This window comes from Aquifex pyrophilus, assembly GCF_054656935.1.
This window is the reverse complement of the sequence record NZ_BAAHXJ010000004.1, coordinates 58,516-85,150: the sequence shown is the minus strand read 5'-3', so window position 1 is coordinate 85,150 and position 26,635 is coordinate 58,516. Positions and strand designations below refer to the sequence as shown.

Genomic DNA, 26,635 nt, shown 5'->3' with positions numbered 1-26,635 from the left:
ATTCAAGCGTTAAATTTTTCCTCTATGGCTAACGTCTTAATAGGCGTATGCGGGGGAATAGCCTCCTACAAAGTCTGTGAGCTCATAAGGGAGCTAAAGAGAGAAGGCCACAGGATAAAAGTTTTAATGACACCTTTCGCGGAAAAGTTCATCTCTCCCCTCACCTTTCACACCTTGAGCGGTGAAAAAGTTTACACCGAAAAGGTCTGGGAAGAGGAGCCTCTGGCACACATAAACCTCGCAAGGTGGGCGGACGTCTTTTTAATAGCCCCCTCAACCGCAAACACCATTTCAAAGATAGCGAACGGGATTTCCGACAACCTTTTAACGACAACGGTTCTCGCATACAAAAAGAAATTGCTGATAGCCCCTGCCATGAACACGGTTATGTATAGGTCCGAGCCCGTGAGGGAGAACTTAGAGAAATTAAGGAAGTGGGGACACATAATAATAGAGCCCGAGTTCGGTATTCTTGCCTGTGAGGAGGTAGGAGAGGGAAAGCTCGCAAACGTTGAGAGGCTAAAGGACTGGGTGAATTACGCCCTTGAGGAGAAAAGTCTAAAAGGCAAAAGAGTTTTAATAACCTGCGGTGCAACGAGGGAGTATATAGACCCGGTGAGGTTTATATCCAACGAGTCAAGCGGTGAGATGGGATTTTCCCTCGCGAGGGTTTGCAGGTGGAAGGGTGCGGAGGTTAAAGTTATCGCGGGATTCACTACAGCAAAAGAACCCCCCGAGGTGGAGATAAAAAGAGTAAGAACCGCAGAAGAGATGAGAAAGGAGGTTCTTGAGAGCTTCGGAAGTTCGGATATAGTCATAATGAACGCCGCTGTCTCCGACTTCAGACCGAAGGAGTTTAAGGAAAGTAAGATAAAGAAGAGGGAAAAATTGACACTTGAACTTTTTAAGAACCCGGATATACTGAAGGAGCTCGGAGAGAAGAAGGATAAACAAATCCTTGTTGGCTTTGCCCTTGAGACGGACAACATAATTGATTACGCAAGGAAAAAGCTCCTTGAGAAAAACCTTGACCTTATAGTGGCAAATCCTTCAGAAGTTATGGGAGAGAAACACCACAAGGGCTACCTGATAACCCGTGAGGAGGTAAGGGAGTTCTCCTTCCCCACAAAGCTGGAAAGTGCCAAGTTCATAGTAGAATACATAAGTAGGTTAATTAAGGGAGGTGGTTGAGATGCCTTACTACGACCCATTTTCCTATTTATTCAGTCTTCTCTGGTTCCTGCTTTTTGTATTCATACTCCTTTCCCCTTGGTATAAGAGAATGGCCCTCATAAAGGCGAGGGAGGACGTTATAAGGAGAATTGAGGAAAAGAGAAAGAGCAGGGTAATAACGATGATTCACAGACAGGAACAGATAGGATTTCTGGGCATTCCCGTCTTCAGGTTTATAACGATTGAGGACAGCGAAAGGGTTCTCAGGGCTATAAGAATGACGCCCGACGATATGCCCATAGACTTTATAATCCACACGCCGGGTGGTCTCGCCCTTGCGGCTACGCAGATAGCAAACGCCCTCGTAAAGCACAAAGCACCCGTAAGGGTAATAATCCCCCACTACGCCATGAGCGGGGGAACACTGATAGCCCTCGCCGCGGACGAAATAATCATGGACGAAAACGCGGTTCTGGGGCCTGTTGACCCCCAGATAGGAAACATGCCCGCCGCATCAATACTGAAAGTTCTTGAGAAAAAGGAGCCCAAAGACATTGACGACCAGACACTCATCCTTGCGGACGTATCGGAAAAGGCCATAAAACAGATGGTTGATTACCTCGTAGATCTTCTTACAAAAAACGGAATGGAAGAGGAAAAAGCGAGGAAGATAGCTGAGGAGCTCGCAACGGGGAAGTACACCCACGACTATCCGATAACCGCCGAACACCTAAAAAAGCTCGGACTTCCCGTTAATACGGAAGTTCCCAAAGAGGTTTACGAGCTGATGGAACTCTACGAACAACCTATGGGTTCACAACCGCCTTCGGTTCAGTATATACCCGTTCCCTACAAGTCTCCCCAGCAACAACAAAATGCGAAATGATAGGCGTGGACATAGTGAAGAACGAAAGAATAGAGGAAGCGGTAAAGAGGTTCGGGGAAAAATTTTTAAAAAGGGTTTATACGGAAAGGGAGCTCGATTACTGCTTTTCCCAGCGTTTTCCCTTTCCCTGCCTCGCCGCAAGGTGGGCGTCAAAAGAGGCAATACTTAAAGCCTTTTACACGGAGTTCGGAGTTCTCCTGAGGTTTAAAGAGATTGAGGTTCTCGGAAACAGGGGAAGGCCTCCGACTGTAGTAATACACAGAAAGGAAGCCCAGGAGCTTTTAAAAGACAGACGCATTTTCCTTTCCCTTTCCCACGAAAGGGATTATTCGGTTGCTGTTGCGTTGATAAGGTGATTTATTCGCATAACGCCGTTACGAAGTTTTTATCCTTCTCCCAAGGTATATTTTTTGATTTGTGGGGCGGTCCGTATATACCTGGTTTCGGAAAGGTTTTAAAAAGCCAATCCAAGAATTTTTTTGCCCTATCCCCTGTTGTTATAGCTCCATAATATGTGCTGTATTTTGGAACTATGGGCCTAACTTCTTCTGGCACCTCTACAGAACAACGCCCAAAATACCAGAACTGACTGGAAATTAAGACGTATTCACCGCTCAGGTCTTCCCTTTGGTCTGGTTCGTCACGATGAAAAGGACTCTTTTCTACTTTTTTCCCTCTGTAGTAGATGTTATCACCTAATATGTAAATTGATTCTTCTCCTGCACTTGGTTTTTTAATTTGAAATCTAGGGTCTTCATAATATTCATCAAAACTGAGTTTTTCCTCAACCTTCATAACGTAAACTAGTCTTTCTTTTCCCGAAGGACTACCACTTAATTTTTTAGAATCAAATCCGCATATCCACTCCCCCACTTCAGCTTTACGACGTATTCCAGGTTTGCACGTTGCCAGAATTAAATAACCATGAAATGGATTAGGAGCAAAACCCTTATCATTCGTCATTTTATACGTTCTTATAACAATTCCCATTCTGTATATGGAATATAGTTTTTCATAAAAACCTGGCAAGTATAATCTTAACAGAAGGAAGTTGAAAAATGAAAAACCAATACTTCGGGGATAAAAAGGATATGTTTAAGTTCGGTATTTCTTTAAAACTGCTCAAATGTCTCTCTTGGAAAAGGTTTACTTGGATAGCAATGCTAACACCTGATGATTCAAAGGGATTTGCTTGTTTGGACAAAGACCTCATTGAGTTTTTCGGTAAGCACAAGGACATATGAAAAATGAAAGATTTCTTTAATGAACACTATAGCGTTAAAATCTTCCTTATGAATCGGTTTGGGGCTTTTCTTGAGATAGTATCCCGATTTACCGACGAGAGGTGGGGTGAGGTAAGAGAGGACCTCATTTCAAAAAGTATAAAGGTTCTGAGAAAGTATAAAGAGGGAAAAAAGCCTGAGGACCTGAAAGATAGCAAGTTGATACAGGGATTAGAAGACTTTTACGAGAGGCTGTACGAGATATACAGGGAAAATGAGGAAGATGTTGAGAAGATAAATCAGGCCTTAAGTTCCTTCATAAAAGCTCCAGTTCCCTGTAAGCTGAAGATAATAAACATATTTGAGACATTACTTGAGTAGGTTATAAAGCTCCTCAAGTGCCCTAATGCTTTTTTGGAAGCTAACTTTTTCCTCGGGTTTTTGTTTGAAGAATCCCTCAACCTTTGGGAGGTTCTTTATAACTTTATCAACGAGCGGATTTGAACCTTCCTTGTAAAGCCCTATCCGAACGAGCTCTTCAACGTCCTCAAATTTACTTAAAACCTCCCTGACGTAGTTTGCCATATTTAGGTGTTTTTCATCTACGAGTTTGGGCATGAGCCTTGAGAGGCTTTTAATCGGGTCAATTGCGGGGTATATTCCCCTTCCAGCCCTTGCCCTCGAAAGTATGAGATGGCCATCAAGGACTCCCATAAGAGCGTCCGCTACCGGGTCAAGGGAGATATCGTCTCCTTCAACGAGAACACTGAATATGCCCGTTATGCTACCTTTTTCAAATACTCCACAGCTCTCCACTATGCTGGTCATCAGTTGGAATACGGAGGGTGTAAATCCTTTAAGGGTAGGAGGTTCTCCCACCGCTAAACCTATCTCCCTCTGGGCTAAAGCAAGTCTCGTTATGGAATCCATCAAAAGGAGAACTCTCTTTCCCCTTTTAGCAAAGTAATGGGCGTGGACTATTGCACTTATGGCACCCTTCACCTTAAGTATGGGAGACTGGTCCGCAGTTGAGACAACAACAATACTTCTCTTTAGTCCTTCCTCACCGAGAACGTCCTCAACGAACTCTCTTACCTCCCTTCCCCTCTCACCGATAAGGGCTAAAACCACAACGTCCGCATTGGAATGCTTCATTATCATACCCAAAAGAGTGCTCTTTCCCACTCCCGCACCCGCGAATATGCCTATTTTCTGCCCTACACCGAGGGTAAATAGTGCATTTATGCTTCTCACTCCCGTATCAAAAACTTCTCTAATCCTCCCCCTTTTAAGAGGATTTATTGAGGGAATCTCAACACCCATTTCCTCTAAATACTCAACTTTTGAGCCATCAAGGGGATTTCCAAACGGGTCAACAACCTTTCCTATTAGCTCCTCTCCCACATAGGTTGACACCCTCTCCCTGAGAAGAACTACCTTATCTCCTTTTTTAACACCTCCTATATTCTCGTAGGGCATTATTAGGACGTTCTTTCCGCTGAAGCCAATAACCTCTCCCTTTATGCTCCTTGAACTGTTTCTTATCTCAACCTCGTTTCCTACGTTTGCAAAGGGAAGAACCGCTTCAAGGAATATGCCCTTAGCGGTTATAACTTCTCCTATTACCTTAACGCTCCTTGAAAACATCTCCGAAAACCTTCCTGAAAACTTCTTTTGCAAACTCTTCGGGACTCCTCTCAACGGTAAAGTGAAGACCTTTTATCCTGAAGCTTCCCTTCTCCACCTCTTTGTCGGGAAAAAAGGATAGGGGAACTCCTTCTGAGGAAAGGGAATACCTTAAATTTTCAAGCTCCTCCTTCATAATCTCATAATCCTCGGGATTTAGATACACCTTAACCTCTTCCCTGAATCTTACGAGCTCCTCAAGAATCTTTTTAAGGGTTTCCCTGTTTACCTTATCCTGAGGAAGTTCCATTAAAAACTCCTTTAATGCCTCTTCGAGGAATCTGTATAGACGCTCCGCGGTATCCTGAAGTATACCTTCCAGATAGTTCTCAATCCTCTCCTTAAGACTTATCTCAAGAACGCTTTTTTCCCTTAACCTTTCAATTTCCCTTTCAAGTTCAGTAATTCTCCCCTCCCTTTCCCTCAGGCTTTCATCCTTCTTCGAAAGTTCCTCCTCAAGCCTTTCCTTTAACTTTTTTAGCTCTTCCACTTGCTTTTTTAACTTTCTGTTCTCGTCCGTTAGGAGCTTGAGGACGTTGTTAAAACTCTCTTCCCTCCTTTCTTCCTTCTTCTCGGTTATCTCTCTAAGAGGCTTGAACTCCTCCTCACTCACTGTATAAAATAATATCGGTTTTTCTCCCGCTTATTTTCCTTAAGCTATCCCTTTCAAAAGCTCCCGGAAGGAATATAAATATAAGATTATGCTGATAAAAGAGCTATCGCAGGAAGTAAAGAAGGACCTAAAAGATTACTTCCAAGACAGGGATTATATGGTAATAGCAGTTCCCAAAAAGGAACCCATAAGGGTTTACGTCGTAAAAGCTACAAATACCGTTGAAACCGCAAGGAGGATACACAACCTTAGCCCTTCCGCAACCGTTGCCATGGGAAGGGCTATAGTGGGAGCACTCCTTTTGACCTCCCTCCTGAAGCACGCTACAAACCAGAAACTTCTCCTAAAGATAGAGGGAGACGGACCAATAGGTGTTATAGTCGTTGAGGCTGATGCAAAGGGAAGGGTAAGGGGTTTTGTTGGAAACCCTCAGGTTGATACATATCTTAAGGAAGAAGGGGGGAAGAGGAAGTTTGACGTTTCAAAGGTTGTTGGAAAGAACGGAACCCTCACCGTTGTGAAGGAGCTCGGAACGGGGAAGCCCTACACGAGCGTTGTTCCCCTCGTTTCGGGGGAGATAGGTCAGGATATAGCTTACTACCTTTACCAATCGGAACAGATACCTTCCGCGGTTGCCGTAGGTGTTAAGCTGAACGAAGACGGAAGTGTAAGACATGCGGGCGGTTATCTCGTCCAGACGCTCGGGGGAACCTCGGAAAAGGTTAAGGAGCTCCTTGAAAAGAGAGTTCTTGAGCTTCCCTCGGTTACGGAAATGATGGAAAAGGGCATGAGGCCGGAGGATATAGCAACCGAAATACTTAAGGATATGGAGCCCCAGCTCGTAGGGCTTAAGGAAATTGAGTATTACTGCCCCTGTAATGAGGAAACCGCAAAGGCATCTCTCTTTCTCATGGAAACGGGAGAACTGGAAGAGCTGTTTGAGGAAAACGAGCTTGCGGAGGTTACCTGCAACTTCTGCGGAAGGGTTTACAGGTTTGATAAAAGCGTTCTTGAGGAAAAGAGAGAAAAGGAAAAAAGGGAAGAAAATTGATAGAATTATTCTGATTAAACCGCACCTTCCCCGCTTGGGTTGCCCCCTAAGGGGTCTCGGGGAAGGGTGGCAAAACCCAAGGAGGTGAAGTTATGGCAGTTGTATCTATGAAGGAGCTTCTTGAGGCTGGTGTTCATTTCGGACACTCAAAGTCAAGGTGGAATCCCAAGATGGCCCCCTACATCTACGGGGTAAGGCACGGAATTCACATAATTGACCTCAACAAAACCATAGTAATGCTTGAGGAAGCCTATCACTTCGTTTCTGACGTAATAGCACAGGGCGGTGAGATACTCTTCGTGGGAACGAAGAAGCAGGCAAAGGACATTATTAAGGAAGAGGCGGAAAGGTGCGGAGCCTTTTACGTAAACGAGAGATGGGTTGGAGGACTTCTCACCAACTTTGAAACTGTGAGAAAGAGCCTCCTTAAGCTCCAGACCCTTGAGAGAATGGAAGAGGAGGGAATATTTGACGTCCTTCCCAAGAAGGAAGTGAGAACCTTAAGGAGGAAGATGGAAAAACTGAGAAAGCTCTACAACGGTATAAGGGATATGAAGAAACTCCCCGACGTTATATGGATAGTTGATACCGTAAGGGAGAAGATAGCTGTATCCGAGGCGAGGAAGCTCGGAATCCCCATAGTTGCAATTGCAGACTCTAACTGCGACCCGACCGTTATAGACTACCCCGTTCCCGGAAATGACGATGCCATAAAGTCCATAAAGCTTCTCACATCAAAGATAGCGGATGCTGTTCTTGAAGGTAAACAGAGAAGGGAAAGCGCTGAAGAGGTCGTTCCCGAAAAAGAAAGGAAGCCTGTTGAGATTACTGAAAGGGAAAGACAGCTCTTTGAACAGGCTGTTGAGATGAGCGAAAAATACGCGGAGCTTGACAAGGACTCAACCGAATACGAGTAATCCCTCAGCTTTTCTCCTTTCTCCCTTCAAACATCTCGTAGAGGGCGGGAAGAAGAAACAGACTCAGGGGAAGTCCCGAGATTATCCCTCCTATGACCGCTATCGCAAGGGGCTTCCTCTGTTCCGAACCTGCTGTGAGACCGAGGGCAACGGGAATTAAGGCGGAAACTATTGTTACGGTCGTCATGAGTATGGGTCTCAGCCTTTCCTTTCTTGCCTCAAGTATAGCCTCCCTCGTTTTATAACCCTCCTTCCTAAGCTGGATTATCCTCTCTATGAAGAGAACAGCATCCCTCACGATGATACCTATCAGGAGAATTATCCCGAAGTAAGAGGAGATGTTTAAAGAGGTGTTCGTTATATACATAAGGCCGAAGATGCCCGGAACGGTGAGGGGAACCATAAGGAGAACGGTAAAGGGGTGCTTTAGGCTCTCAAATAGGGAAGCCAAAATCATATAAACTCCCACGAGTGCAAGAACGAGCGAGATGAGAAAGCCTGTAAAAGCCTTTTTAAACTCCTTTACCTGCCCTGTTGCCTCGTATGTGTATCCGAAAGGAAGGTTTTCTCTGAGCCATCTTTCAACCTCTTCCCTTGCGGTTGCGAGGTCTATACCGCTGAGGTTTGCGTAAAAAACGAAGGCATACTGCCTGTTATACCTCATCAGCCTGAAGGGACCGCTCTCAAGGGATAGGTCAACGACCTCCGTTATCGGTATTAGTTCCCCGTTCTTAGCACGTATATAAACCTTCTTAATGTTCTCAAAGTTCTTTAAAAAGTTCTCCTCAGCCTTTATGTAAAAGTCGTAGCTTTCCGCTCCAAGCTCATAGGTTCCCACCCTGTACTTTCCGAAGAGAAGGGATAAAGTAAGCCCTACATCCTCCACCGATATGCTGTAATCCGAGAGCTTATCCCTCTTTACCTTCACCTTTATGTAGGGAAAACTCTCCTCCATCTCTGCATCAACGTCCCTAAAACCCTTTTTCTTTGAGAAATACTCCTCCATCTCCTTAGATATCTCCTTTAGCCTTTCCAAATCCCAGCCCTTAACTATATACTGGATGTCCGTTGTTCTTCCCGCCATTGCACCAACGCCGTGGGGAAACTCAACGCTAACCCTTACCCCCCTTATGCGGGAAAGCTTCTCCCTCAATCTGTTCATAATGACGATTTGGTGGGGTCTTTGGGAGCGGTCTTTCAAATAAACGAAAGCCATACCTGTGTGAACGCCCGCCCCTCCCATACCTTCCCCTGCTATTATGCCCACCTTCTCAACCGCCGGTTCAGAAAGAATTATCTTTTCTATCTCAAGGGCCTTCTTCTTAATAACCTCAAAAGACGTTCCCGCGGGAGCTCTGAACCTAACCAGAAATCTCCCCTCATCAACCCTCGGTGTGAACTCCTTCTTAACCTTTCCGAAAAGGTAAAATCCCAAAAGGACGTTAAGGAGTGAAAAGGTAAGGATTAAATACTTTCTATCAAGGAGAAATCGGAGCACAACGTCAAAACTTCTTTCAAACCTTCCGTAAATCTTCATAAAAAGGTTTTCCCTTCTCTTTCCGAGGAGTCTCACGCTTGCCATAGGAGTGAAGGTTATGGCTACGAGATAAGAGAGTGCGAGGGCTATTATGAGAGTTAGGGCAAAGTTTTTAAGAAAGGTTCCGAGAACGCCTTTCAGGAAGAGTATAGGAGTAAACACGACGATTATTGAGGCTGTTGAGGAAAGTAGGGCAAACATAACTATGAGGGTTCCCCTATCTCCCGCTTCAAAAGGGGAAAAACCTTCCTCATACCTTCTGTGAATGCTCTCCATAACGACTATGGCATCGTCTATAACGAGGCCTACCGCAACCGCCATAGCGAGAAGGGTAATCATGTTAAGGGAGTAGCCCAGAAGGTAAAGAAAAAATACCGTTCCCAGAAGTGTGACGGGTATCGCGACAACGGGAACGAATGTTAGCCTGAGGTTTCCGAGAAACAGGTAAACCGTGATAGCGGTGAGAAGCGAGCCGAGAATTATCTCTTCGTATGCCGCTTTTGCACTCTCCTTTATATACTTGCTCGTGTCAAAGGTGTAAGTAATCTTTATATCTTCCGGAAGAACTCTTTCAAGCTCTTTTAGTTTTTCCTTTACGCCCTCAACGACCTTAACAGCGTTAACCTTCGTTTGCTTGTAAATGAGTAATGCTATCGCACTTCTTCCGTTGAAGTGGGTAAAGCTCCTCTCCTCGTCCTTTCCGAAGTAAACCCTCGCAACATCCCCCAATCGGATATTTTCCTTTATGTAAAGGTTGGATAGCTCCTCGGGATTTATGAACTTCCCGTAAAGCCTTATTATGTATTCCCTCCTCTTTCCGTAAATGTTTCCCGCGGGAATATCCTCGTGGTTCTTCTCAATTACCCTCAGAATGTCAAGGGGTGTGAGTTCAAAGCCGTAGAGCTCCGAGGTTTTCAGCCTTACCCAGAGAACCTTATCCCTGAAGCCCCCCAGACTTACCGAACCCACCCCGTAAAGTCTCTCAAGCTCCCTCTTCACAACCTTGTCCGCATAGTAGGCAAGCCTGTCGTAATCCCCGTTATCGGAAAAGAGAACCACGACGAGAACGGGAGCCATTGAGGTGTCAAGCTTCCTCACAAAAGGAATTTCCGCCTCCCTTGGGAGTCTCTTTACAGCTCTCTGAACCGCATCCCTCACCTCCTGGTATGCTACCTCTATATCCTTATCAAGGTTGAAAGTTATGACTATGCGGGAAAAGCCGGGGTAGCTCCTTGAAGCTATGCTCTCTATTCCGTTTATCGTTGATATCTCCTCCTCAAGAACCTTCGTAACGCTTGAGTCAACGACGAAAGGGTCAGCGCCCGGATAATCCGTCGTGACGGAAACGACGGGAAATTCAACGTCCGGAAGCCTGTCAACGGGAACGAACCTCACCGAGTATAATCCGAGGAGTATGAAGGAGAGGATAAACATCCAGGCGGTTACGGGTCTTCTTATGAAGAATCTGTGCATGATTTAATTTTAGAAGAACTTAAATTTATCTAATGTAGGTTAGAATTAACTAACCAGGAGGTAAGGAAATGAAGAAAGCTCTCGTCCTCGGAGGAGGAATAGGAGGCTCTCAGGCTGCGATAGCTTTAAGAAGAGAGGGATATAACGTTACTCTCGTTAGCAACAGACCTTATATATACGCATACCCCATATCCATATGGATACCCACGGGGGAGATAAGCCCAGAAGACGTAAGGATTCCCCTTGATGAGTTCTCAAAAAGCTGGAACATTGAGTTCATACAGGACGAGGTTGTGAGGATAGAGCCCGAAACGGGAAAAGTTCATCTAAAGGAAAAAGGGGAAATTGGCGGATACGATTACATAGTTCTCGCTCTTGGACAGGTAAAGAGAAAGGAAAAGGGAATAGAGAACACCTTATCCATATGCGGAACGCCCGAGGAAGCCATAAAGATAAGGGAGAGACTTCAGGAGCTGATAAAGAAAGGAGAGGGTAGGATAGCCTTCGGCTTCGGGGGAAATCCTAAGGATAAAACCGCGGTAAGGGGTGGTCCCGTTTTTGAGCTTCTCTTTAACGTTGATTACTACCTCAGGAAGCTGGGCATAAGGGAGAGGTCTGAGCTTACATTCTTTGCGCCCATGCCGAAACCCGGTGAGAGATTAGGGGAAAAAGCCCTCAAGATGCTTGATGAGCTATTCAGGAAGTACAACATAAACAAGATTACCGGTAAGAAGATAAAAGAGTTTAAGGAGAACGGCGTTCTATTTGAGGACGACACCTTCCTCGAGGCGGACCTCATACTTTACACCCCCGCTGGCTGGGGACACCCTGTTATAGCGGAATCGGGACTACCTACAAATGAGGCGGGATTTGTTAAGATTGACGAGACCTGTAGGGTTGAAGGATTTGAAAACATCTACGCTGTCGGGGATTGTGCCGCAATAGAGGGCCCGCCCTGGACCGCAAAACAGGGACACCTTGCAGAGGTCATGGGAGAGATTGTTGCCCACAACATAGCGGTAAGGGAGGGAAGAAAGAAAGGGGAACTCAAAAGCTACAAGGAACATATAAACATTCTTTGTTTAATGGATATGGGATGGAGAGGAGGAGGGCTCGCATACAGGAGCGATAAAAGGGCGATGCTTATTCCCATACCTGTTCTCGGCCACATAATGAAGAAACTTTGGGGCGTTTACTTCAAGCTCTACAAACTGGGAAGGATTCCTAAAATTATTTAAATGGCTCGCTTTCTTTTCCTTTTTCTCCTTCTCCTAATCTCCTGCAAAACCGAAACAAAGAAGACCGAAAAAGGGGAAAGGGTTGTAAAGGTAAGTCTCTGGGAGGTTAGAGAGGAAAATGTGGATATAACACTTCCCTATAAAGGTTTCGTATCCGCACAGAGAGATATAAAACTATTCTCGGAAGTTTCGGGGAAAATTGTGAAGCTTTTGAAGCTTGAGGGAGAAAGGGTAAAGAAAGGGGAAGCCCTTGCGGTAATAGACACGAGCGCAATAAGAAAGGAGATAGAAAGGATAAAAGAAAGTATAAGGGAGCTGGAGGAAAGCTATAAGCTCCAGAGAAAGATAACCGAGAGGAGAAAGAGACTCTACGAAAGGGAGCTGATATCCCTTGAGGACTACGAAAGGGCACAGACAAAGCTCAACGAGATAAAGCACAAAATAGAAGCCCTGAAGAGAGAACTTGAAGCAAAGAAAATCCTCTACAGAAAGCACTTTATAAAGGCTCCCTTTAAAGGTATAATCGGTGAGAGATACGTGAACGTCGGTGATTATGTATCACCCCAGAAGCCCTTGTTCAGGATAATCTCCTACGAGCCCCTTGAGTTCGTCTTTAAGATGCCCGAGGGAAAGGCAAGCCTCAGGAAAGGTCAGGAGCTGGAGGTTGAGATTGAAGGAAGGCTCATAAAAGGCTTTATTTCATACATCTCCCCCCACCTTGATGAAAACAGACTGCTCACCGTTAAGCTCCGCATAAATGAAAAGGTTTCTCCGGGAACCTTCGGTTACGCATACGTTCCCCTGAAAAGCTTAAAAGCCTTTAAGGTTCCTGAAGATGCGGTAATACTGAGGGGAAGCGAGAAGGTTGTTTGGAAGGTTGAAGGGGTAAGGGCTTACCCCGTAAAGGTTGAGATTGTAAAGGGAGTAGAGGGATACCTTTACGTTTTAGGAGACCTGAAGGAAGGTGATAAAATCGTGGTTGAGAACGCAAACCTCCTGAGGGAAGGAGCAAGGGTGTCGGTAAAATGAGAATGTTTGCTATCTTTCTACTCTGTGTATCTTTCCTCTTTCCCCTCACCCTTGAGGAAGCAATAAAAATAGCCCTCAAGAACGCAACCGATATAAGGGTATCAAGGATAGAACTAAAAAAACTTGAGGAAGAAATAAGAAAAGCCCGTTCAGGAATACTCCCCACGATTACGGGAAGCTACTCCTACACAAGGCTTGACGACTCCCTCGTTTACGGTTTCGGTCTCAGGGACAGACAGGAATACTCCATAACGCTCTCCCAAACAATTTTCAACAAGGCGGTTTTTGACTCCATATCCCTCGCAAAGAAACAGAGAAAGCTTCAGAAATTAATCCTTGAGGACATAAAAAGAGAGGTAATTTACAGAGTTAAGGAGATGTATTACGCACTCCTTTACAAGAAGCTCGTTATAGAGCTCAAGGAAGACACGCTGAAGTACTGGGAGGAGAACCTAAAAACCGTTGAGGAGAAATACAGGGCCGGTATCCTGCCGAAGGTTGAGTATATGAGGGCTAAAGCCCAGTATGAGATGGCGAGGGCCGAGCTCATAGAGGCTAAAACAGACTACGAGAAAAGTCTTGAGGAGTTCAAAGCCTTCCTCAGGATAGAGGAAAAGATTGAGATTAAGGGAAGGTTTGAATTTAACGACAGGATTCCCTCAAAAGAGGAGCTTTTGAAAAAACTCCTTGAAAACAACTCAACCCTGAAGGTTTACAGGGCGAGAATTGAGGCCTTAAAGGAGTCTCACGACCTTGCGAGGTCCGAATACTACCCCACCCTTGAGGCATACCTATCTTATCAGGGATTTACGACGAGAAAGACCCTGTTCGGAGGAAGGGAGTGGGTGAGGGGATACACCTTCGGAATAAGCCTAAACTACAGGTTTTTTGACGGATTCAGAAGGGAGGCAAACGTTGCCCAAAGCAGGCTTGAAGTTATAAAGGAAAAGGAGAGGCTAAAGGGAGAAGTCTTCAATCAAAGAAAAGCCTTGATGAACGCTCTCCTCACCCTTAAATCCCTCAAAGAGAGGATAAAGGCGGTTAAGCTATCCCTTCAGGCCGCAAGGGAGAGCCTGAAACTATCAACCGAGAGGTATAAAGAGGGCGTCGGAAGCCAGCTTGAGGTTCTTGATGCGAGAAAAAATTACAACGACACCCTTGACTCCCTTCACTTCCTACTTTACAGGTATGCAACGACATTGGCATTAATAGAAAGGCTCACCCGCTAACTTTCACTTTCTCTTTCAGCCTGCAAACCGGACATATTTCCCCCATCGTGGGCTCACCGCACACCTTGCACCGCTGAAGCTCTTTCTTTTCCTCCTTCTTAAACTTGGGATAAACCTTCCTGAGGTAATCAAGGTAAAACCTAAGTTTTGTTCCCGGTGAACGCTCATCAATCCTGTTCAGGATTTCCTTGTAAAAAACCGAACTTGCGTCTTCCGAAAAGGGACACTCCTCCTCTATGAAGTCTATCCCGTTCAGAAGTGCGTAAAGGGCTGTCTCTTTTTCGGTGAACTTACAAAAGGGCTTTACCTTCCTGACAAAACCCCCTTCCTCCTCAAGGACCGGATACTTCCTCCCGAGATACTTCTCGTTCCAGTTAAGAACGTTTGAGAGCAAGGCACTCGCTTCATCGTCAAGGTTGTGCCCCGTAGCAACAACGCTGTAACCCCTTTCCTTCGCAACCTTATTAAAGTTATACCTCTTTACGAGTCCGCAAACGGAGCAGGCCTCCCTTGAGCTTACCTCAACAAGTTCGGGAATGGTTGCAAGCTCTTCTTTCAGGTCAACTATAATGGCCTTTCCCCCAATTCTTTCCGCAAACTTCATAACCTTCTCCTTTGAACGCTCCGAATACTCACCTATGCCCAGGTGTATATAAAGCCCGTCCGCCTCATAACCGAGCTTTCTGAGAACGTGCCAGAGGGCTAAGCTATCCTTCCCTCCCGATATGGCAACGAGAATTTTATCCTTCTTTGTGAACATCTTAAACTCTTTTATTGTCTTTTCGGTATACTTCTCAAACCACTCAACGAAGTGTTCCCTGCACAGGGCAAGCCTGTGGTGGGGCATGTAAATTATCGCTCTCTTTCCGCATATCCTGCATTTCTTCATAGAAAATTAAGATAGGCTTGTTTTATATTCTTATTAGCATATTCTTAATATATTGCGGAGGAGGAGATGCTGAGACCGATGTTAAAGTCAAAGATACACAGGCTTACGGTTACAGATGCGGACCTTCATTACGAGGGAAGCCTCTCCCTTGACGAGTATTTAATGGAGCTTGCGGACCTGAAACCCTTTGAGAGAATAGACGTTTACAACATTAACAACGGTGCGCGATTTCAGACTTACGTCATACCAGCACCCCGTTACTCGGGAGAAGTTAAGTTAAACGGTGCGGCCGCAAGGCTCGGGCATAAGGGAGACCTCATAATCATAGCTTCCTATGCCTATTACTCCGAAGAGGAGCTGGAGAGCTACAGCCCAAAGCTCATATTTGTTGATGCAAAGAACAACCCCGTTGAAGTTAAAGAAGGAATGGAGGTGAAGTGAGATGTTTATGAACGTTCCGGAAGTAGGACCCCAAGAAGCTAAGAAGATGCTTGAGGAGGAAAAGGATAAAGTTGTTCTTTTAGATGTTAGGACGCCTCAGGAGCACGTCCAGGTTAGAATTCCCAACTCAACACTCATTCCCCTTGACGAGCTGAGATACGCATTCCAGAACCTTCCCAAGGATAAGAAGTATATCGTTTACTGCAGAAGCGGAGAGAGAAGCGCCTTTGCAACTTACTTCCTGAGACAGATGGGATACGAGGCATACAACCTGGCCGGCGGAATACTCACGTGGCCCTACGAAACGGAAAGCGGCGTTCCCGCTAAATCTTGAGAAGGTTTCTCGCCTTCTCTTCCGCATCCTTTGTAAGAAGGATAAGGTCTATCTCGGGAATTCCCATTTCCAGAGAGAGTTCCGAGGCAACTCTGTCAAGCTCCTCGGGCCCTTTGTTTAATGCCTCTTCAAGCCTTGTGGCTATATCAAGAACCTTTCTAAGTGGAGCGTTCTCATCCCTGAAGGCATTTACCACTTCCTCGTCAACGTTTAACTCCTCAAGGAAGGAAGGTATATCAACCCCGAGAATCTTATCAAGAAGCGAGAACAAGCCAACCAAGAAGGCCTTTTCGGCCATTTGGGGGGAGGACTTATTCATAAGCTCTTCCGCTATGTGAGCCCTTATAAGGGACCTCTTCCACAGCTCGGGATGTTCAAGCTTCATATACTCGTTGAGGGCTATGAGAAGGACGAACTTCTTAACGTTCTCAAGCCCGACGTACGCGACCGCGTGCTGAAGGTCCTCAATCTTCTTCCTTCTCGCGAAGTATGCGGAGTTAACGAACTTCAGGAACTTTACAGCCATTCCCACGTCCGAGCCAATTACGTCAGCTATCTCCTTTAAGCTCTTTGCGTGAGTTAGGGCATTCATAAGCCTGAAGAGGGTAACCTTCAGGAACGGTGCGAGCTCAACGTTCAGAATAACCTCGGGCTTTCCGAGGTAATATCCCTCAAAGTAATCCGCTCCCCACTCGTAAAAGCTCTTATACTCCTCCTCGTTTTCTATCATGGAAACGAGAACCTTCTTCCCGTTCCTCTTGGCTCCCGATATCTTCTCCTTGCTTACATCGTCTTTAAAGAACTCTATTATGTGAACGAGTGCTATTAAGTCTTTATAGTTTGAGGTGTATAGCTTAGGGTGTAGTATAAATAGAACTCCGCTTCTTTTGAAATCCTTCACTTTTTCAAGAACCTTTTTATAAACCGTTTCTCCTATGGGAACATCAGGAGGATTTATATCAAAAATGACCTTATCAAGGGGTAAAAGCTCAAGGGATTTATTAAGGAGGGACTCAAAGGATACGTTTATAACGAGCTTCTTCCCACCGCTAACCTTATCAAATCCGTGTTCAAGGAGTATGTTCGTGATTATATAGGTGGCACGGGAAAAGGGAACCTCGGAGGGATACTTATCGGGCTCATCGCTCTTTCTCAGGTAAACCTCGTATGCAAAGAGGTTTCCTTCCCTGTCATATATTGGTTGCCTTGCTATTGCGAAGCTCATCTATCTTCCTCTTCAGCTCCGGATAAAGGGGAAAGGCTTCACACAGCTCCCTTACCTCTTCCCTAATTCTGTTTATCAGACGCTCATCGTCCATATTGTGGAGAACCTGTGAAATCCATTTTGCTATCTTTCTCATCTCCTCTTCCTTCATTCCCCTCGTTGTGAGGGCAGCGGTTCCTATCCTTATTCCGCTCGTCTTTGTGGGGGGAAGGGGGTCAAAGGGAACAGCATTCTTATTAACCGTTATCCCCGCCCTCTCAAGGGCTTTTTCCGCATCCCTTCCGATTATGTTCTTATTCCTAAGGTCAACAAGGACTATGTGAGAGTCCGTTCCGCCCGTCACAATCTTAAAACCTTCCCTCTGGAGCTCTTCCGCAAGAACTTTTGCGTTAACAACGACCTGTTTTGCGTATTCCTTGAACTCCTCGCTCATGGCTTCCTTGAAAGCAACAGCCTTTGCCGCTATAACGTGCATAAGGGGTCCGCCCTGTATGCCGGGAAAGACGCTTTTGTCTATCGCCTTTGCGAACTCCTTAGTCGTAAGGATAAAACCGCTTCTGGGTCCCCTTAGCGTTTTGTGGGTTGTTGATGTTACAAACTGGGCGTAGGGAACGGGGCTCGGATAAACGCCTCCCGCTATAAGCCCCGCGTAATGGGCCATATCAACCATGAAGAGGGCCCCAACCTCGTCCGCTATCTCCCTCATCTTAGCCCAGTCAAAGGTTCTGGGATATGCGGAAGCTCCTCCCACTATGAGTTTCGGTTTGTGTTCCTTTGCGAGTTTGTAGAGCTGGTCGTAGTCTATGAGCTCCGTTTCCGGGTTCACTCCGTAATGGACAACGTTGTAAAGCTTTCCGCTGAAGTTCACCTTAGAACCGTGGGTGAGGTGTCCCCCGTGGGCGAGGTCCATGCCCATTATCGTATCCCCGGGATTTAAAACTGCAAAGTAAACCGCCATGTTTGCCTGAGAGCCCGAGTGGGGCTGAACGTTTGCGTGCTCAGCTCCGAAGAGCTTCTTAGCCCTCTCTATAGCGAGGTTCTCAACTATATCAACATATTCACATCCCCCGTAATACCTCTTTCCGGGAAGCCCCTCCGCATACTTATTCGTGAGGACGCTTCCCGTAGCCTCCATAACCGCGAGGGATGTGAAGTTCTCCGAGGCTATCATCTCAAGGTTGTAAAACTGCCTCTCGTATTCCTTTACTACCGCGTCAAAAACCTCGGGGTCCGTTTTCAGGAGATGTTCCATAACTTAAGATTATACTGCTAATATAACAATCTATGGAACACGCCCATAAGGATATATACGTAATCCAGAACGTCCATATAGCCCTTGATGTTCTATTCCTCCTTGAGAAAAAACCATATACCTTTGATAGGCTTCAGGAAGAGCTTAGGGTGAGCAAGCAGAAGTTAAATAAAATCCTTAACTTCCTTATAGAGAATGAGTGGGTCTCTTACGATGAGGAAAACAAGCTCTACAGGCTCGGCATAAAGAACTTTGAGCTCGGAATGGCATACCTGAACCATCTCGATATAAAAAAGGCCGCAAAGCCCATTCTGAACGATATAGCGTATAAGGTAAAGGAAAACGTGTATCTCACAACGCGGGTCGCCTACGAGGTTCTGTATATAGAAAGAAGCGAAGTAGATAGGGAGGTTAAAATTCTCTCAAGATACGGAAGGGTTCTACCCCTTTACGCATCAGCCTCGGGAAAGATTTACCTCTCCCACTTTGACAAAAGGGAGATAGAGGATTATTTCAAGAGCGTAAAGTGGATAAAGCACACCAGGAACACAAAAACGCCCGAGGAACTCATAAAGGAGCTTCCGAAGATTAGGGAGGAGGGATACGCAACGAACCTTGAAGAGTATGAGGAAGAAGTTGTCAGCTCCGCGGTGCCAGTTTACGACTACGCGGGGAACGTTAAATACACGATAACCGTCGTCGCTCCCTCTTACAGAATGAAGGAGGAAGACCTCCTCACCTGGGTGAAGGAAATTCTAAAAGAGGGGGCGAGGAAGCTCTCCGAGAAGCTGGGACGCATATCCCGTTAAGGTTTATATTATTCATATAAAGAAATCTAAGCGGAATAAGCGGAGGTTATAATGAAGGTAGGTTACGTGGCCATAGTGGGAAAGCCGAACGTGGGAAAGTCAACGCTCCTCAACAACATACTCGGAACGAAGGTATCAATAATTACCCCGAAGGCGGGAACGACTAGGATGAGGATACTGGGGGTGAAGAATATACCGAATGAAGCCCAGATAATATTCCTTGACACTCCTGGCATATACGAACCCAAGAAGTCGGACGTTCTGGGACGTTCAATGGTAGAGACCGCAAAGCAGTCCCTTGAGGAGGCGGACGTAATTCTCTTTATGATAGATGCATCGGAAGGATGGAGAAGAAGGGATGAGGAGATTTACCAGAACTTCATAAAGCCCCTCGGAAAGCCCGTGATAGTCGTTATAAACAAGATTGACAAGATAGGTCCCGCCAAAAACGTTCTTCCCCTGATAGACGAGATACACAAAAAGCACCCCGAGCTCACCGAAATAGTTCCCATAAGCGCGTTAAAAGGGGCAAACATAGACGAGCTTATAAAGACCATTATCAAATACCTTCCCGAGGGTGAGCCTCTCTTTCCCGAGGATATGATAACGGATCTCCCCTTAAGGCTCCTTGCCGCGGAGATAGTAAGGGAAAAGGCTATGATGCTGACGAGGGAAGAGGTTCCAACGTCCATAGCTGTAAAGATAGACGAGATAAAGCCCGGGGACGCCAATCCCAATATGCTTGTAATAAGGGGGGAAATCATAGTGGACAGGGAAAACCTGAAGCCCATAATAATAGGGAAGAAAGGGCAGAGGCTCAAGGAAATAGGGAAAAGGGCAAGGGAGGAGCTTGAGCTTATCCTGGGAAGACCTGTTTACCTTGAGTTATGGGTCAAGGTCATACCCGACTGGAGGAGAAGACCCGAATATGTAAGACTCTTCGGTTATAGTTTTTAATTAATAATCTTTATCAGGAGGTGAAATGATGGGTTGGATGCTTAGAACGGTAATCTTCCTGGGACTTCTTACGGGACTCCTCATGGCTATAGGCGGGATTATAGGCGGAACCGCGGGAATGCTTATAGCCCTCATTATTGCGGGATTTATGAACTTTATGAGCTACTGGTTCTCCGACAAGATAGTCTTAACTATGTATGGAGCGAGAGAAATACCCTACGAGGAAGCCCCCTGGCTCCACGAGATGGTTGAGGAGCTCGCAAGAAGGGCAAACATGCCCAAGCCCAAGATATACCTCGTTCCCATGGAACAGCCGAACGCCTTCGCAACGGGAAGAGGTCCGGGACACGCAGCGGTAGCGGTAACGAGGGGAATCCTTGAGATACTTGAACCCGAAGAACTTAAAGGGGTTCTCGCTCACGAACTCGCCCACATAAAGAACAGGGACGTTCTCGTAGCGACGATAGCCGCAACGATAGCGGGAGCTATAGGATTTCTCGCAAATATGGCCCAGTGGGCATTATTCTTCGGAGCATTCCAGAATAACAACGAGGAAGAAGAAGGAGGCGGTATAGGAGAAATGCTCGCTTCACTTGTGATGATAATCATCGTTCCGATAATAGCTACGCTCATACAGCTTGCGGTTTCCAGAACGAGGGAATACATGGCTGACGAGACGGGTGCTAAGATATGTGGTTGTCCCGTAGCCCTTGCGAGGGCGCTCAAAAAGATAGAGGAATACATTATGCAGATTCCCGAAAACGTAAATCCCGGAACGGCACACTTATTTATTGAGAACCCCCTGAAAGGTGGTGGAATTATGGAGCTTCTCTCAACGCACCCTTCAACGGAGAAGAGAATTCAAAGACTCTGCGAGCTTGCGAGGAAGATGGGACAGGAGTGTATATAATTTAATGGATGCTAAAGCTCATAGTAATAAGGCACGCGGAGAGCGAATGGAACCCCATAGGAAGGTATCAGGGACTCCTTGACCCCGACCTCACGGAAAGGGGGGTTATGCAGGCGGAGAGGCTCGCAGAAGCTCTAAAGAAAGAAAAGATAGACGTCCTCTTTGCCTCCCCCCTTAAAAGAACTTTTAGAACAGCCCAGATAATAGGAAAAAAGCTCGGAATTGAGCCTATAAAAGAAGAAAGGATTATAGAGATAGACCACGGTATTTGGTCGGGGAAGCTCGTTGAAGAGGTGAAAAAGCTTTATCCGGAGGATTTTAAGCTCTGGCTTAAAGAACCCCACAGGGTAAAGTTTCCCGAAGGGGAAACCCTTCAAGACGTTTACAACAGAGTCAGAGACTTCCTTGAGGATATACTGGAGAAGTATAACGAAAAAACCGTTGCTATAGTCTCCCACACTGTTCCAATACGATGTCTTTACTGTGCGGTTCTTGAGATAGACCTTTCAAAGTTCTGGAGTTTCGGGTGTGATAACGCATCCTATTCTGTGGTATACTTAGACGCAGAGGGCAGGAATGTGATTCAAAAGCTTAATATTACCTGCCACCTGGGGGAACTTTATGTTGAAGCCCATAAAGCTCTTTAGCCTCTTACTGCTCTTCATATTTCCTCTTTTTTCACAAGAGCTTAAGAAGGAGCTTACCCTTAAGGTTAAGGTTCAGGAAATTCTAAAGGTTGAAAAGCCCGAGATAAGCATTCCCGATAAGCTTTCTTATAAAGTTCCGGTTTTCCTTTATAAAGGTAAGGACCTCTCCTACCTTTTCTTTGAGCCTCCCAAAAGACTTGAAGAGGTTGAGTTATACGAACCGAAGACAGAGGGATGCGGAGCACCTAAGGACCAGGTTCTATATAAAAAAGCTATAAGGGAATACAAAAGAGGAAATCTTATAGGTGCGGGAGAGGAGGCAAAGAAACTTCTTTCCCTTCCGACCTCTCCCTTCAGGAATGCGGGATACTACATTCTCGGATTAATAGAGTATAAAAGGGGGTATGATGAAGAAGCTCTAAGGTATTTCAAGGAAGGATGTAATACCCTCCACACGTACAGGAGTGCATCCTGTGAGAGCTTTTATGCCCTTTACTACAAAATAAAGGGAGAGCCATACGAAACCCAAGAGCCCCTTCTCTGGAACTACGTTTACCTCATAGGGGGAAAGGGGAAGATACCCGAAAGCCCGTTGAAAAATTGTGGAAGATACACTTTCAAGGAGTACTGTAGATATGTGAACGACTTTATAAGGGGAAGGGTGAACGAAGAATATAGGGAAAGCACGTTTCTGAGAAGGGCCGTTGTCCTTTACGAAAAGGGAGAGCTTGAAAAAGCGGAAAAAATTCTGGAGAAATTCTCCCGCAAGTTAATACCCCATAGGGATGTAATCCTTTACTATCTCAGCTTAATAGCCCTGAAAAAGGGGGATTACGATAAAGCCCTTGACAGAGTTCTCTTACTTGAAACACTAAACGAAGAGCTTGCGAAGGAGGTATACCTCTTACTTGCGTTAAAAAATCCGGAGCTTGCGGATTTCGTTTATGAAAAGACGAAGGCAAAGGAAATATTAAGGTATGCGGGAATAAAGGCATACAACCGCGGTGAGTATAAGAAGGCGATACACTACTTTGAAAAATCCGGGGATTACTTCTACGCAGCCCTTGCATACCTACAGCTCGGGAACTACGAAAAAGCTTACGAATACCTCAAAAGGAAGAAAAGGGACACCCAACTTTACTACAGAGCTTTCCTCGAGGTGCTTTACAGACTCGATAAAGAGGAGAAGCTTCAAAAAACCCTTGAGGATATAAAAGAAAGGTTCCCCGAGCTTTACAGGGAGTATTACGGGTGGTATTTATTCAAAAAGGGTGATTGGCTGGAAGCCTCAAAATACTTTGAAAATCCCTACTATAAAGCCATAGCTTACTTTAATGCGGGCGATTACGAGAAGGTTCTTGAAATACTTAGAGATAAAAACGATTACAAATCGAGGATTTTAAAGGCAAAAGCTGCAATAGCCCTCGGGAAGGGGGTTCTCGCGAGGAAGTTTCTTTTCAACGAAACTCCGGAGGAGCTTTACCTTACTGGACTCAGCTACTTCATAGAGGGGAATTACGAGAAAGCAATTCCCTACTTTAACAAAGCCGCTAAGGATAAAAATTACGAGGTAAAAGCCTTGGTGAAACTTGCGGATTCATACTACAACATGGGAAGAAAGGAGGAGGCAAAAGCGGTTTACAGGTTAATACTTAGTAAGTATAAAGAAAGAGAAGAGGTAAAGAGTGCCCTTATAGGTCTTGCCCAGATTGAGAGCGAAAATCCCTCTAAAGAAATAGAAAAAATCGTTGAGGAGTTTGAGAAAAAGTTTCCAGAAAGCCCACTTCTACCCGAGCTGAAACTCCAGCTTGCAAGGTATTACGCAAAGGAAGGAAGAAAAATAGAAGCCCAGTTTATACTAAGGAAGTTAATAAACAATCCCGAATACAGAGAAAGGGCACTGCTTGAGCTTGCAAGGGTAACCGAGGACCCCGAAGAAAGGGAAAAGATACTCCTCGACCTCGTAAGCTCAAAAGATAAATTGATAAGCGAAAAAGCATTTAACGAACTTAAAAAACTCTACGAAAAGGAGAATAACCTACTTAAGCTTGCGAGACTTCTTGAGAAAAGGGGTGATGAAGGAAAGATAAAAGCCATATCCCTTTACCTGAAGTTAGACAGGGTAAAAGATGCTGAGAGGCTTTTTAGGGAGATGTATAAGAAGTATCCAGAACTTGAGGAGTTGAAGGAAGTTGCTTTAAAACTTTACGAAAAAACCGGAAAGAGACATTATCTCGATATAGCTTACAGAAGTGCGAAGGAAGAGGTATTCTTAAAAGCCTCTTACTACCTCGGAAACTATTACTATAAAAAGGACAGAAGAAAGGCTCTCGATTACCTTCTCGAAGTGGTTCTCTCGGATAAAAAGGAACTTCCCTTTTACAAGCGAGCGGTATTTATGAGTGCGGAAATACTCAGAAAGATGGGAGCTTACAAGGATGCCTCCTGTATTCTTGAAAGGCTAAAGGGCGTGGAACTTGAAAGCTGGGAAAGGGAGAAGTTATTAGAATTAAAGAAAGGACTTCCCGAGTGCGGAGGTTAACTTATGGATTTTGTTTTTTCTTGGATTGAGAAAGGTGGGATAGTAATGTATCCCCTAATACTCCTCTCAATACTTTCGTGGTATGTAATTATTGAGAGGGCACTCAACTTAAGGTTTAAAAATCTCATTCCCCAAAACATCAACGAGCTTAAGATGTTGATACAAAAAGGGGACTACGAAAGTGCCCACAAAGTCGCAAGCGTTACGGACCATCCCTTTACGAAGGCGGTTTCCATTGTATTAGAAGAATACCTGAAGGGAAGGAGGGAGAAGGGATACCTCATTCAGCTTATGGAAGCGGAGCTTTCGGATATGGTTCCGAAGGTTGAGAGAAACCTTCCAATTCTTTCTACGACCGCATCCGTTGCCCCCCTTCTGGGACTCTTCGGAACTATAACAGGACTCATAAAGGTGTTTCAGGCTTACTCTCTTGCCTCACACGAGGAGGCCATTAACCTCCTTGCAAAGGGAATAAGTGAGGTTCTCGTTGCCGCAGCCACGGGGCTTGGTGTTGCAATCCCCGCCCTTATCTTTTACTGGATATATAAGGTTGCGGGAAACGTGATTCTTGAAAAGATTGAGAGGGAAGCAAAGGAAATCATTAACGCCTTAGAGTAAGGTATGAACCTGAGGAGAAGAAAAAGGCTTTCGGAGGAGGAAAAGGCTTACATAGACGTAGTTCCACTCGTTGATACCCTGCTTGCTGTATTCCTTTTTCTCGCAATCCTCGCCTTCCAATCACCCGAAACCTTTATAGCAATTAGACTTCCCTTTGCGGAAACGGGGGAGAAGAAGGCTGTAACCGCCCTAAAGGTTCAGATAGATAAGGAAGGGAATTACATAATTAACGGAAAAAAAACAACGTTAAAAGATATTGAGAAGTTAATAAAAAAGGAGAAACCTGAATACATAATAGTAGAGGCTGACCAGGAAACCAAGCATAAGTTCGTTGTAAACGTTATGGATTTGGCCCGGAAAAACGGCATTGAAGATGTTATAATAGCTGTAAGAAAGATAAGATGAGCTTTTTTCTGAAGAAATTTATCTCTTACTTCATACTTCCGCCCGGTATATATATAATCTCTTTTTTATTAATATCTCTTCTATCGGGGAGAAAACTTATCAAGGTTTTATCCTTTCTCTCCGCCCTTTCCCTTTATCTTATATCCATGGAACCGGTTAAAGATGCCCTCTTTTACCCCCTTGAGACCGCTTACAAAACCCCCAAAAGTATAGAGGGGGATGCAATAGTCGTCCTTGGGGGAGGTGTTTACAACAGCGGAAGATTGAAGGCTTCTTCTTACAAAAGGCTCATAACGGGATTTCTTCTTCATAAGAAAACGGGGCTTCCCATTATACTCTCGGGAGGTGCATCTATAAGCACAATTCCGGAAGCGAAAATTATGAAGGAACTCTTAAAAAGCTTCGGCGTTGAAGAGAATAAGGTAATAGGGGAGCTGAGAAGCAGGGACACCGGAGAGAATGCAAGATACGTTAAAGAAATCTGTAAAAAACTCGGTTGTAAAAAGGTTATTCTCGTAACATCAGCCTTTCACATGATTCGGTCAGTCAAACTTTTTGAAAAAGCGGGCTTTGAGATTGTTCCCTATCCAACGGACTTTAAGTATGAGGGGAGGTATAACGTATACAGCTTTTTCCCCAAATACAGCGTTTTTTACGACTCCGCAATAGCGATAAGGGAGTATATAGGTCTCCTCTTTTACAAGCTCACGGGTCGGATTTGAGCTTCTCAAAAACCTCTTTGACTTGTTTAAAAGTTTCTTCAAGGCTTCCCGAGTTATCTATAACGTAGTCCGCAAACTTCACCTTCTCCTCTATGGGCATCTGGTTTTTCCACCTTCTCTCAAAGTCCTCCTCGCTCATTCCTCTTCTCAAAGCCCTTTCCTTACATACCTCGTAGGGAGCGTAAACGACTATGAGTTTATCGTAGTTCTTATAACTACCCTTCTCAACGAGAAGTGAGGCCTCAAGTATGAAAATGGTATCTTCGGAAAGATTCTTTAAGACCTTTTCTATTTCCTCGTAAAGGGCTTTATGGGTAATCTCTTCAAGCTTTTTTAGTTTTTCCTTATCCTTGAAAACAATATCCGCTAATTTTTTCCTGTCTATATTCCCTTTTTCGTCAAGTATTTCCCTTCCGAATAGGGAGACGACCTTCTCGTAAACGGGGTGTCCCTTCCTGTAGAAGGAGTGTATTACCTTGTCCGCGTCCATCACGTAAGCCCCGAGGGAGCGGAACATATCCGCGACAGTTGATTTTCCGCATCCAATGTTTCCCGTAAGACCGACCTTCTTCACGACAGGATTTAGTATAATATTTCCCTCTCAGAGGAGGTAATGTAATGGCGGCATGTGAAATATGCGGAAAGAGGGCGGTTGTTGGAAGAAGCGTAACCTTTTCAGGGGAAAGGAACAGAAGAATATTTAAACCTAACGTTCACAAGATGAGGGTAAGACTTCCCGACGGAACCGTTAAGAGGATTTACGTATGCACGAAGTGCCTAAAGGCGGGAAAGGTTATTAAGGCTCCAAGAATTCCGAAAGAGTGATTTT

29 protein-coding genes are annotated in these 26,635 nt (G+C 45.1%); 21 read left to right on the top strand and 8 right to left on the bottom strand.

Features of this window, described 5'->3' with window-relative positions; all coding sequences use genetic code 11:
- Window positions 1-24: 24 nt before the first annotated feature.
- The 3 genes from coaBC to acpS are packed head-to-tail and all read left to right on the top strand — an operon-like array spanning window position 25 to window position 2,415.
- Entirely contained in the window at window positions 25-1,191 is a 1,167-nt protein-coding gene (gene coaBC, locus ACYQZ0_RS03195) for a bifunctional phosphopantothenoylcysteine decarboxylase/phosphopantothenate--cysteine ligase CoaBC (RefSeq protein ID WP_459775108.1), read from the top strand.
- Between the two features lies 1 nt (window position 1,192).
- Window positions 1,193-2,059, top strand: coding sequence for an SDH family Clp fold serine proteinase (locus ACYQZ0_RS03190; RefSeq protein ID WP_459775106.1), 867 nt, complete (start codon window positions 1,193-1,195; stop codon window positions 2,057-2,059).
- Entirely contained in the window at window positions 2,056-2,415 is a 360-nt protein-coding gene (gene acpS / locus ACYQZ0_RS03185) for a holo-ACP synthase (protein WP_459775104.1), read from the top strand. The genes ACYQZ0_RS03190 and acpS overlap by 4 nt, the downstream gene beginning before the upstream one ends.
- Before the next feature lies 1 nt (window position 2,416).
- Here the strand turns inward: acpS and ACYQZ0_RS03180 are convergent, their stop codons facing one another.
- Window positions 2,417-3,022 (bottom strand): Nmad2 family putative nucleotide modification protein, encoded by a 606-nt coding sequence (locus tag ACYQZ0_RS03180; RefSeq protein WP_487247135.1) that lies wholly within the window; start codon window positions 3,020-3,022, stop codon window positions 2,417-2,419.
- A 95-nt stretch (window positions 3,023-3,117) separates the two neighbouring features.
- Between ACYQZ0_RS03180 and ACYQZ0_RS03175 the strand changes: the two genes are divergently transcribed.
- Together ACYQZ0_RS03175 and ACYQZ0_RS03170 are read left to right on the top strand one after the other, a co-directional pair.
- Window positions 3,118-3,303, top strand: a complete 186-nt coding sequence (locus ACYQZ0_RS03175; RefSeq protein ID WP_459775102.1) for a hypothetical protein — start codon at window positions 3,118-3,120, stop codon at window positions 3,301-3,303.
- Between the two features lie 48 nt (window positions 3,304-3,351).
- Window positions 3,352-3,663: a hypothetical protein gene (locus ACYQZ0_RS03170; RefSeq protein WP_459775101.1), complete on the top strand. Its 312-nt coding sequence runs from the start codon at window positions 3,352-3,354 to the stop codon at window positions 3,661-3,663.
- Here ACYQZ0_RS03170 and ACYQZ0_RS03165 read toward each other — a convergent pair.
- Both ACYQZ0_RS03165 and ACYQZ0_RS03160 read right to left on the bottom strand, forming a co-directional pair.
- The gene (locus ACYQZ0_RS03165) at window positions 3,652-4,929 is read right to left on the bottom strand and encodes a FliI/YscN family ATPase (RefSeq protein WP_459775099.1); all 1,278 of its coding nucleotides are present in this window, start codon (window positions 4,927-4,929) and stop codon (window positions 3,652-3,654) included. The genes ACYQZ0_RS03170 and ACYQZ0_RS03165 overlap by 12 nt on opposite strands.
- Entirely contained in the window at window positions 4,910-5,581 is a 672-nt protein-coding gene (locus ACYQZ0_RS03160) for a coiled-coil domain-containing protein (protein ID WP_459775097.1), read from the bottom strand. Before ACYQZ0_RS03160 ends, ACYQZ0_RS03165 begins: the two co-directional genes overlap by 20 nt.
- An 88-nt stretch (window positions 5,582-5,669) precedes the next feature.
- On the opposite strand from ACYQZ0_RS03160, the gene hslO reads away from it, so the two are divergent.
- Both hslO and rpsB read left to right on the top strand, forming a co-directional pair.
- Window positions 5,670-6,632, top strand: coding sequence for an Hsp33 family molecular chaperone HslO (gene hslO, locus ACYQZ0_RS03155; RefSeq protein ID WP_459775096.1), 963 nt, complete (start codon window positions 5,670-5,672; stop codon window positions 6,630-6,632).
- 92 nt (window positions 6,633-6,724) lie between these two features.
- Window positions 6,725-7,549, top strand: coding sequence for a 30S ribosomal protein S2 (gene rpsB, locus ACYQZ0_RS03150; RefSeq protein ID WP_459775095.1), 825 nt, complete (start codon window positions 6,725-6,727; stop codon window positions 7,547-7,549).
- 4 nt (window positions 7,550-7,553) lie between these two features.
- On the opposite strand, the gene ACYQZ0_RS03145 is transcribed toward rpsB, so the two are convergent.
- The gene (locus ACYQZ0_RS03145) at window positions 7,554-10,559 is read right to left on the bottom strand and encodes an efflux RND transporter permease subunit (protein ID WP_459775094.1); all 3,006 of its coding nucleotides are present in this window, start codon (window positions 10,557-10,559) and stop codon (window positions 7,554-7,556) included.
- A 68-nt stretch (window positions 10,560-10,627) separates the two neighbouring features.
- Between ACYQZ0_RS03145 and ACYQZ0_RS03140 the strand changes: the two genes are divergently transcribed.
- From ACYQZ0_RS03140 to ACYQZ0_RS03130, 3 genes are read left to right on the top strand one after another with little or no spacing between them, the layout of a single operon-like run.
- Window positions 10,628-11,797, top strand: a complete 1,170-nt coding sequence (locus ACYQZ0_RS03140) for an NAD(P)/FAD-dependent oxidoreductase (protein WP_459775093.1) — start codon at window positions 10,628-10,630, stop codon at window positions 11,795-11,797.
- Window positions 11,798-12,826 carry an efflux RND transporter periplasmic adaptor subunit gene (locus ACYQZ0_RS03135; protein WP_459775092.1) on the top strand — a complete coding sequence of 343 codons (1,029 nt, stop codon included), beginning with the start codon at window positions 11,798-11,800 and terminating at the stop codon, window positions 12,824-12,826.
- A gap of 2 nt (window positions 12,827-12,828) precedes the next feature.
- The gene (locus ACYQZ0_RS03130) at window positions 12,829-14,055 is read left to right on the top strand and encodes a TolC family protein (RefSeq protein ID WP_459775091.1); all 1,227 of its coding nucleotides are present in this window, start codon (window positions 12,829-12,831) and stop codon (window positions 14,053-14,055) included.
- Here the strand turns inward: ACYQZ0_RS03130 and ACYQZ0_RS03125 are convergent.
- Complete coding sequence (locus ACYQZ0_RS03125) at window positions 14,045-14,944, bottom strand: TIGR00269 family protein (RefSeq protein ID WP_459775090.1); 900 nt, start codon at window positions 14,942-14,944, stop codon at window positions 14,045-14,047. The two genes, ACYQZ0_RS03130 and ACYQZ0_RS03125, sit on opposite strands and share 11 nt — an antisense overlap.
- Window positions 14,945-15,010: 66 nt before the next feature.
- On the opposite strand from ACYQZ0_RS03125, the gene panD reads away from it, so the two are divergent.
- Window positions 15,011-15,385 (top strand): aspartate 1-decarboxylase, encoded by a 375-nt coding sequence (gene panD / locus ACYQZ0_RS03120; protein ID WP_459775088.1) that lies wholly within the window; start codon window positions 15,011-15,013, stop codon window positions 15,383-15,385.
- Window position 15,386: 1 nt separating this feature from the next.
- A complete protein-coding gene (locus tag ACYQZ0_RS03115; RefSeq protein ID WP_459775087.1) occupies window positions 15,387-15,719 on the top strand; it encodes a rhodanese-like domain-containing protein in 333 nt (110 codons plus the stop codon).
- Here ACYQZ0_RS03115 and ACYQZ0_RS03110 read toward each other — a convergent pair.
- Together ACYQZ0_RS03110 and ACYQZ0_RS03105 are read right to left on the bottom strand one after the other, a co-directional pair.
- A complete protein-coding gene (locus ACYQZ0_RS03110; protein WP_459775086.1) occupies window positions 15,709-16,944 on the bottom strand; it encodes an EAL and HDOD domain-containing protein in 1,236 nt (411 codons plus the stop codon). The genes ACYQZ0_RS03115 and ACYQZ0_RS03110 overlap by 11 nt on opposite strands.
- Entirely contained in the window at window positions 16,910-18,196 is a 1,287-nt protein-coding gene (locus tag ACYQZ0_RS03105; RefSeq protein WP_459775085.1) for a serine hydroxymethyltransferase, read from the bottom strand. Before ACYQZ0_RS03105 ends, ACYQZ0_RS03110 begins: the two co-directional genes overlap by 35 nt.
- 32 nt (window positions 18,197-18,228) lie before the next feature.
- Here ACYQZ0_RS03105 and ACYQZ0_RS03100 point away from each other — a divergent pair, with 32 nt between their 5' ends.
- From ACYQZ0_RS03100 to ACYQZ0_RS03065, 8 genes are all read left to right on the top strand, one after another.
- On the top strand, window positions 18,229-19,005 hold the full coding sequence (locus ACYQZ0_RS03100; protein WP_459775084.1) for an IclR family transcriptional regulator: 777 nt from the start codon (window positions 18,229-18,231) through the stop codon (window positions 19,003-19,005).
- Between the two features lie 51 nt (window positions 19,006-19,056).
- Window positions 19,057-19,962, top strand: coding sequence for a GTPase Era (gene era / locus ACYQZ0_RS03095; RefSeq protein WP_459775083.1), 906 nt, complete (start codon window positions 19,057-19,059; stop codon window positions 19,960-19,962).
- Window positions 19,963-19,990: 28 nt separating this feature from the next.
- Window positions 19,991-20,872, top strand: a complete 882-nt coding sequence (locus tag ACYQZ0_RS03090) for a zinc metalloprotease HtpX (protein WP_459775081.1) — start codon at window positions 19,991-19,993, stop codon at window positions 20,870-20,872.
- A gap of 8 nt (window positions 20,873-20,880) precedes the next feature.
- Entirely contained in the window at window positions 20,881-21,519 is a 639-nt protein-coding gene (gene pspA, locus ACYQZ0_RS03085; RefSeq protein ID WP_459775080.1) for a phosphoserine phosphatase PspA, read from the top strand.
- Window positions 21,494-24,061 carry a tetratricopeptide repeat protein gene (locus tag ACYQZ0_RS03080; protein ID WP_459775079.1) on the top strand — a complete coding sequence of 856 codons (2,568 nt, stop codon included), beginning with the start codon at window positions 21,494-21,496 and terminating at the stop codon, window positions 24,059-24,061. Before pspA ends, ACYQZ0_RS03080 begins: the two co-directional genes overlap by 26 nt.
- A gap of 3 nt (window positions 24,062-24,064) precedes the next feature.
- Entirely contained in the window at window positions 24,065-24,679 is a 615-nt protein-coding gene (locus ACYQZ0_RS03075) for a MotA/TolQ/ExbB proton channel family protein (protein ID WP_459775078.1), read from the top strand.
- A 3-nt stretch (window positions 24,680-24,682) separates the two neighbouring features.
- Window positions 24,683-25,084 carry an ExbD/TolR family protein gene (locus ACYQZ0_RS03070; protein ID WP_459775076.1) on the top strand — a complete coding sequence of 134 codons (402 nt, stop codon included), beginning with the start codon at window positions 24,683-24,685 and terminating at the stop codon, window positions 25,082-25,084.
- A 146-nt stretch (window positions 25,085-25,230) separates the two neighbouring features.
- On the top strand, window positions 25,231-25,806 hold the full coding sequence (locus ACYQZ0_RS03065) for a YdcF family protein (RefSeq protein ID WP_459775074.1): 576 nt from the start codon (window positions 25,231-25,233) through the stop codon (window positions 25,804-25,806).
- Here ACYQZ0_RS03065 and coaE read toward each other — a convergent pair.
- Complete coding sequence (gene coaE / locus ACYQZ0_RS03060; protein WP_459775072.1) at window positions 25,790-26,380, bottom strand: dephospho-CoA kinase; 591 nt, start codon at window positions 26,378-26,380, stop codon at window positions 25,790-25,792. The genes ACYQZ0_RS03065 and coaE overlap by 17 nt on opposite strands.
- 44 nt (window positions 26,381-26,424) lie before the next feature.
- Between coaE and rpmB the strand changes: the two genes are divergently transcribed.
- Window positions 26,425-26,631, top strand: a complete 207-nt coding sequence (gene rpmB / locus ACYQZ0_RS03055; protein ID WP_459775070.1) for a 50S ribosomal protein L28 — start codon at window positions 26,425-26,427, stop codon at window positions 26,629-26,631.
- The last annotated feature ends 4 nt before the right edge of the window (window positions 26,632-26,635 follow it).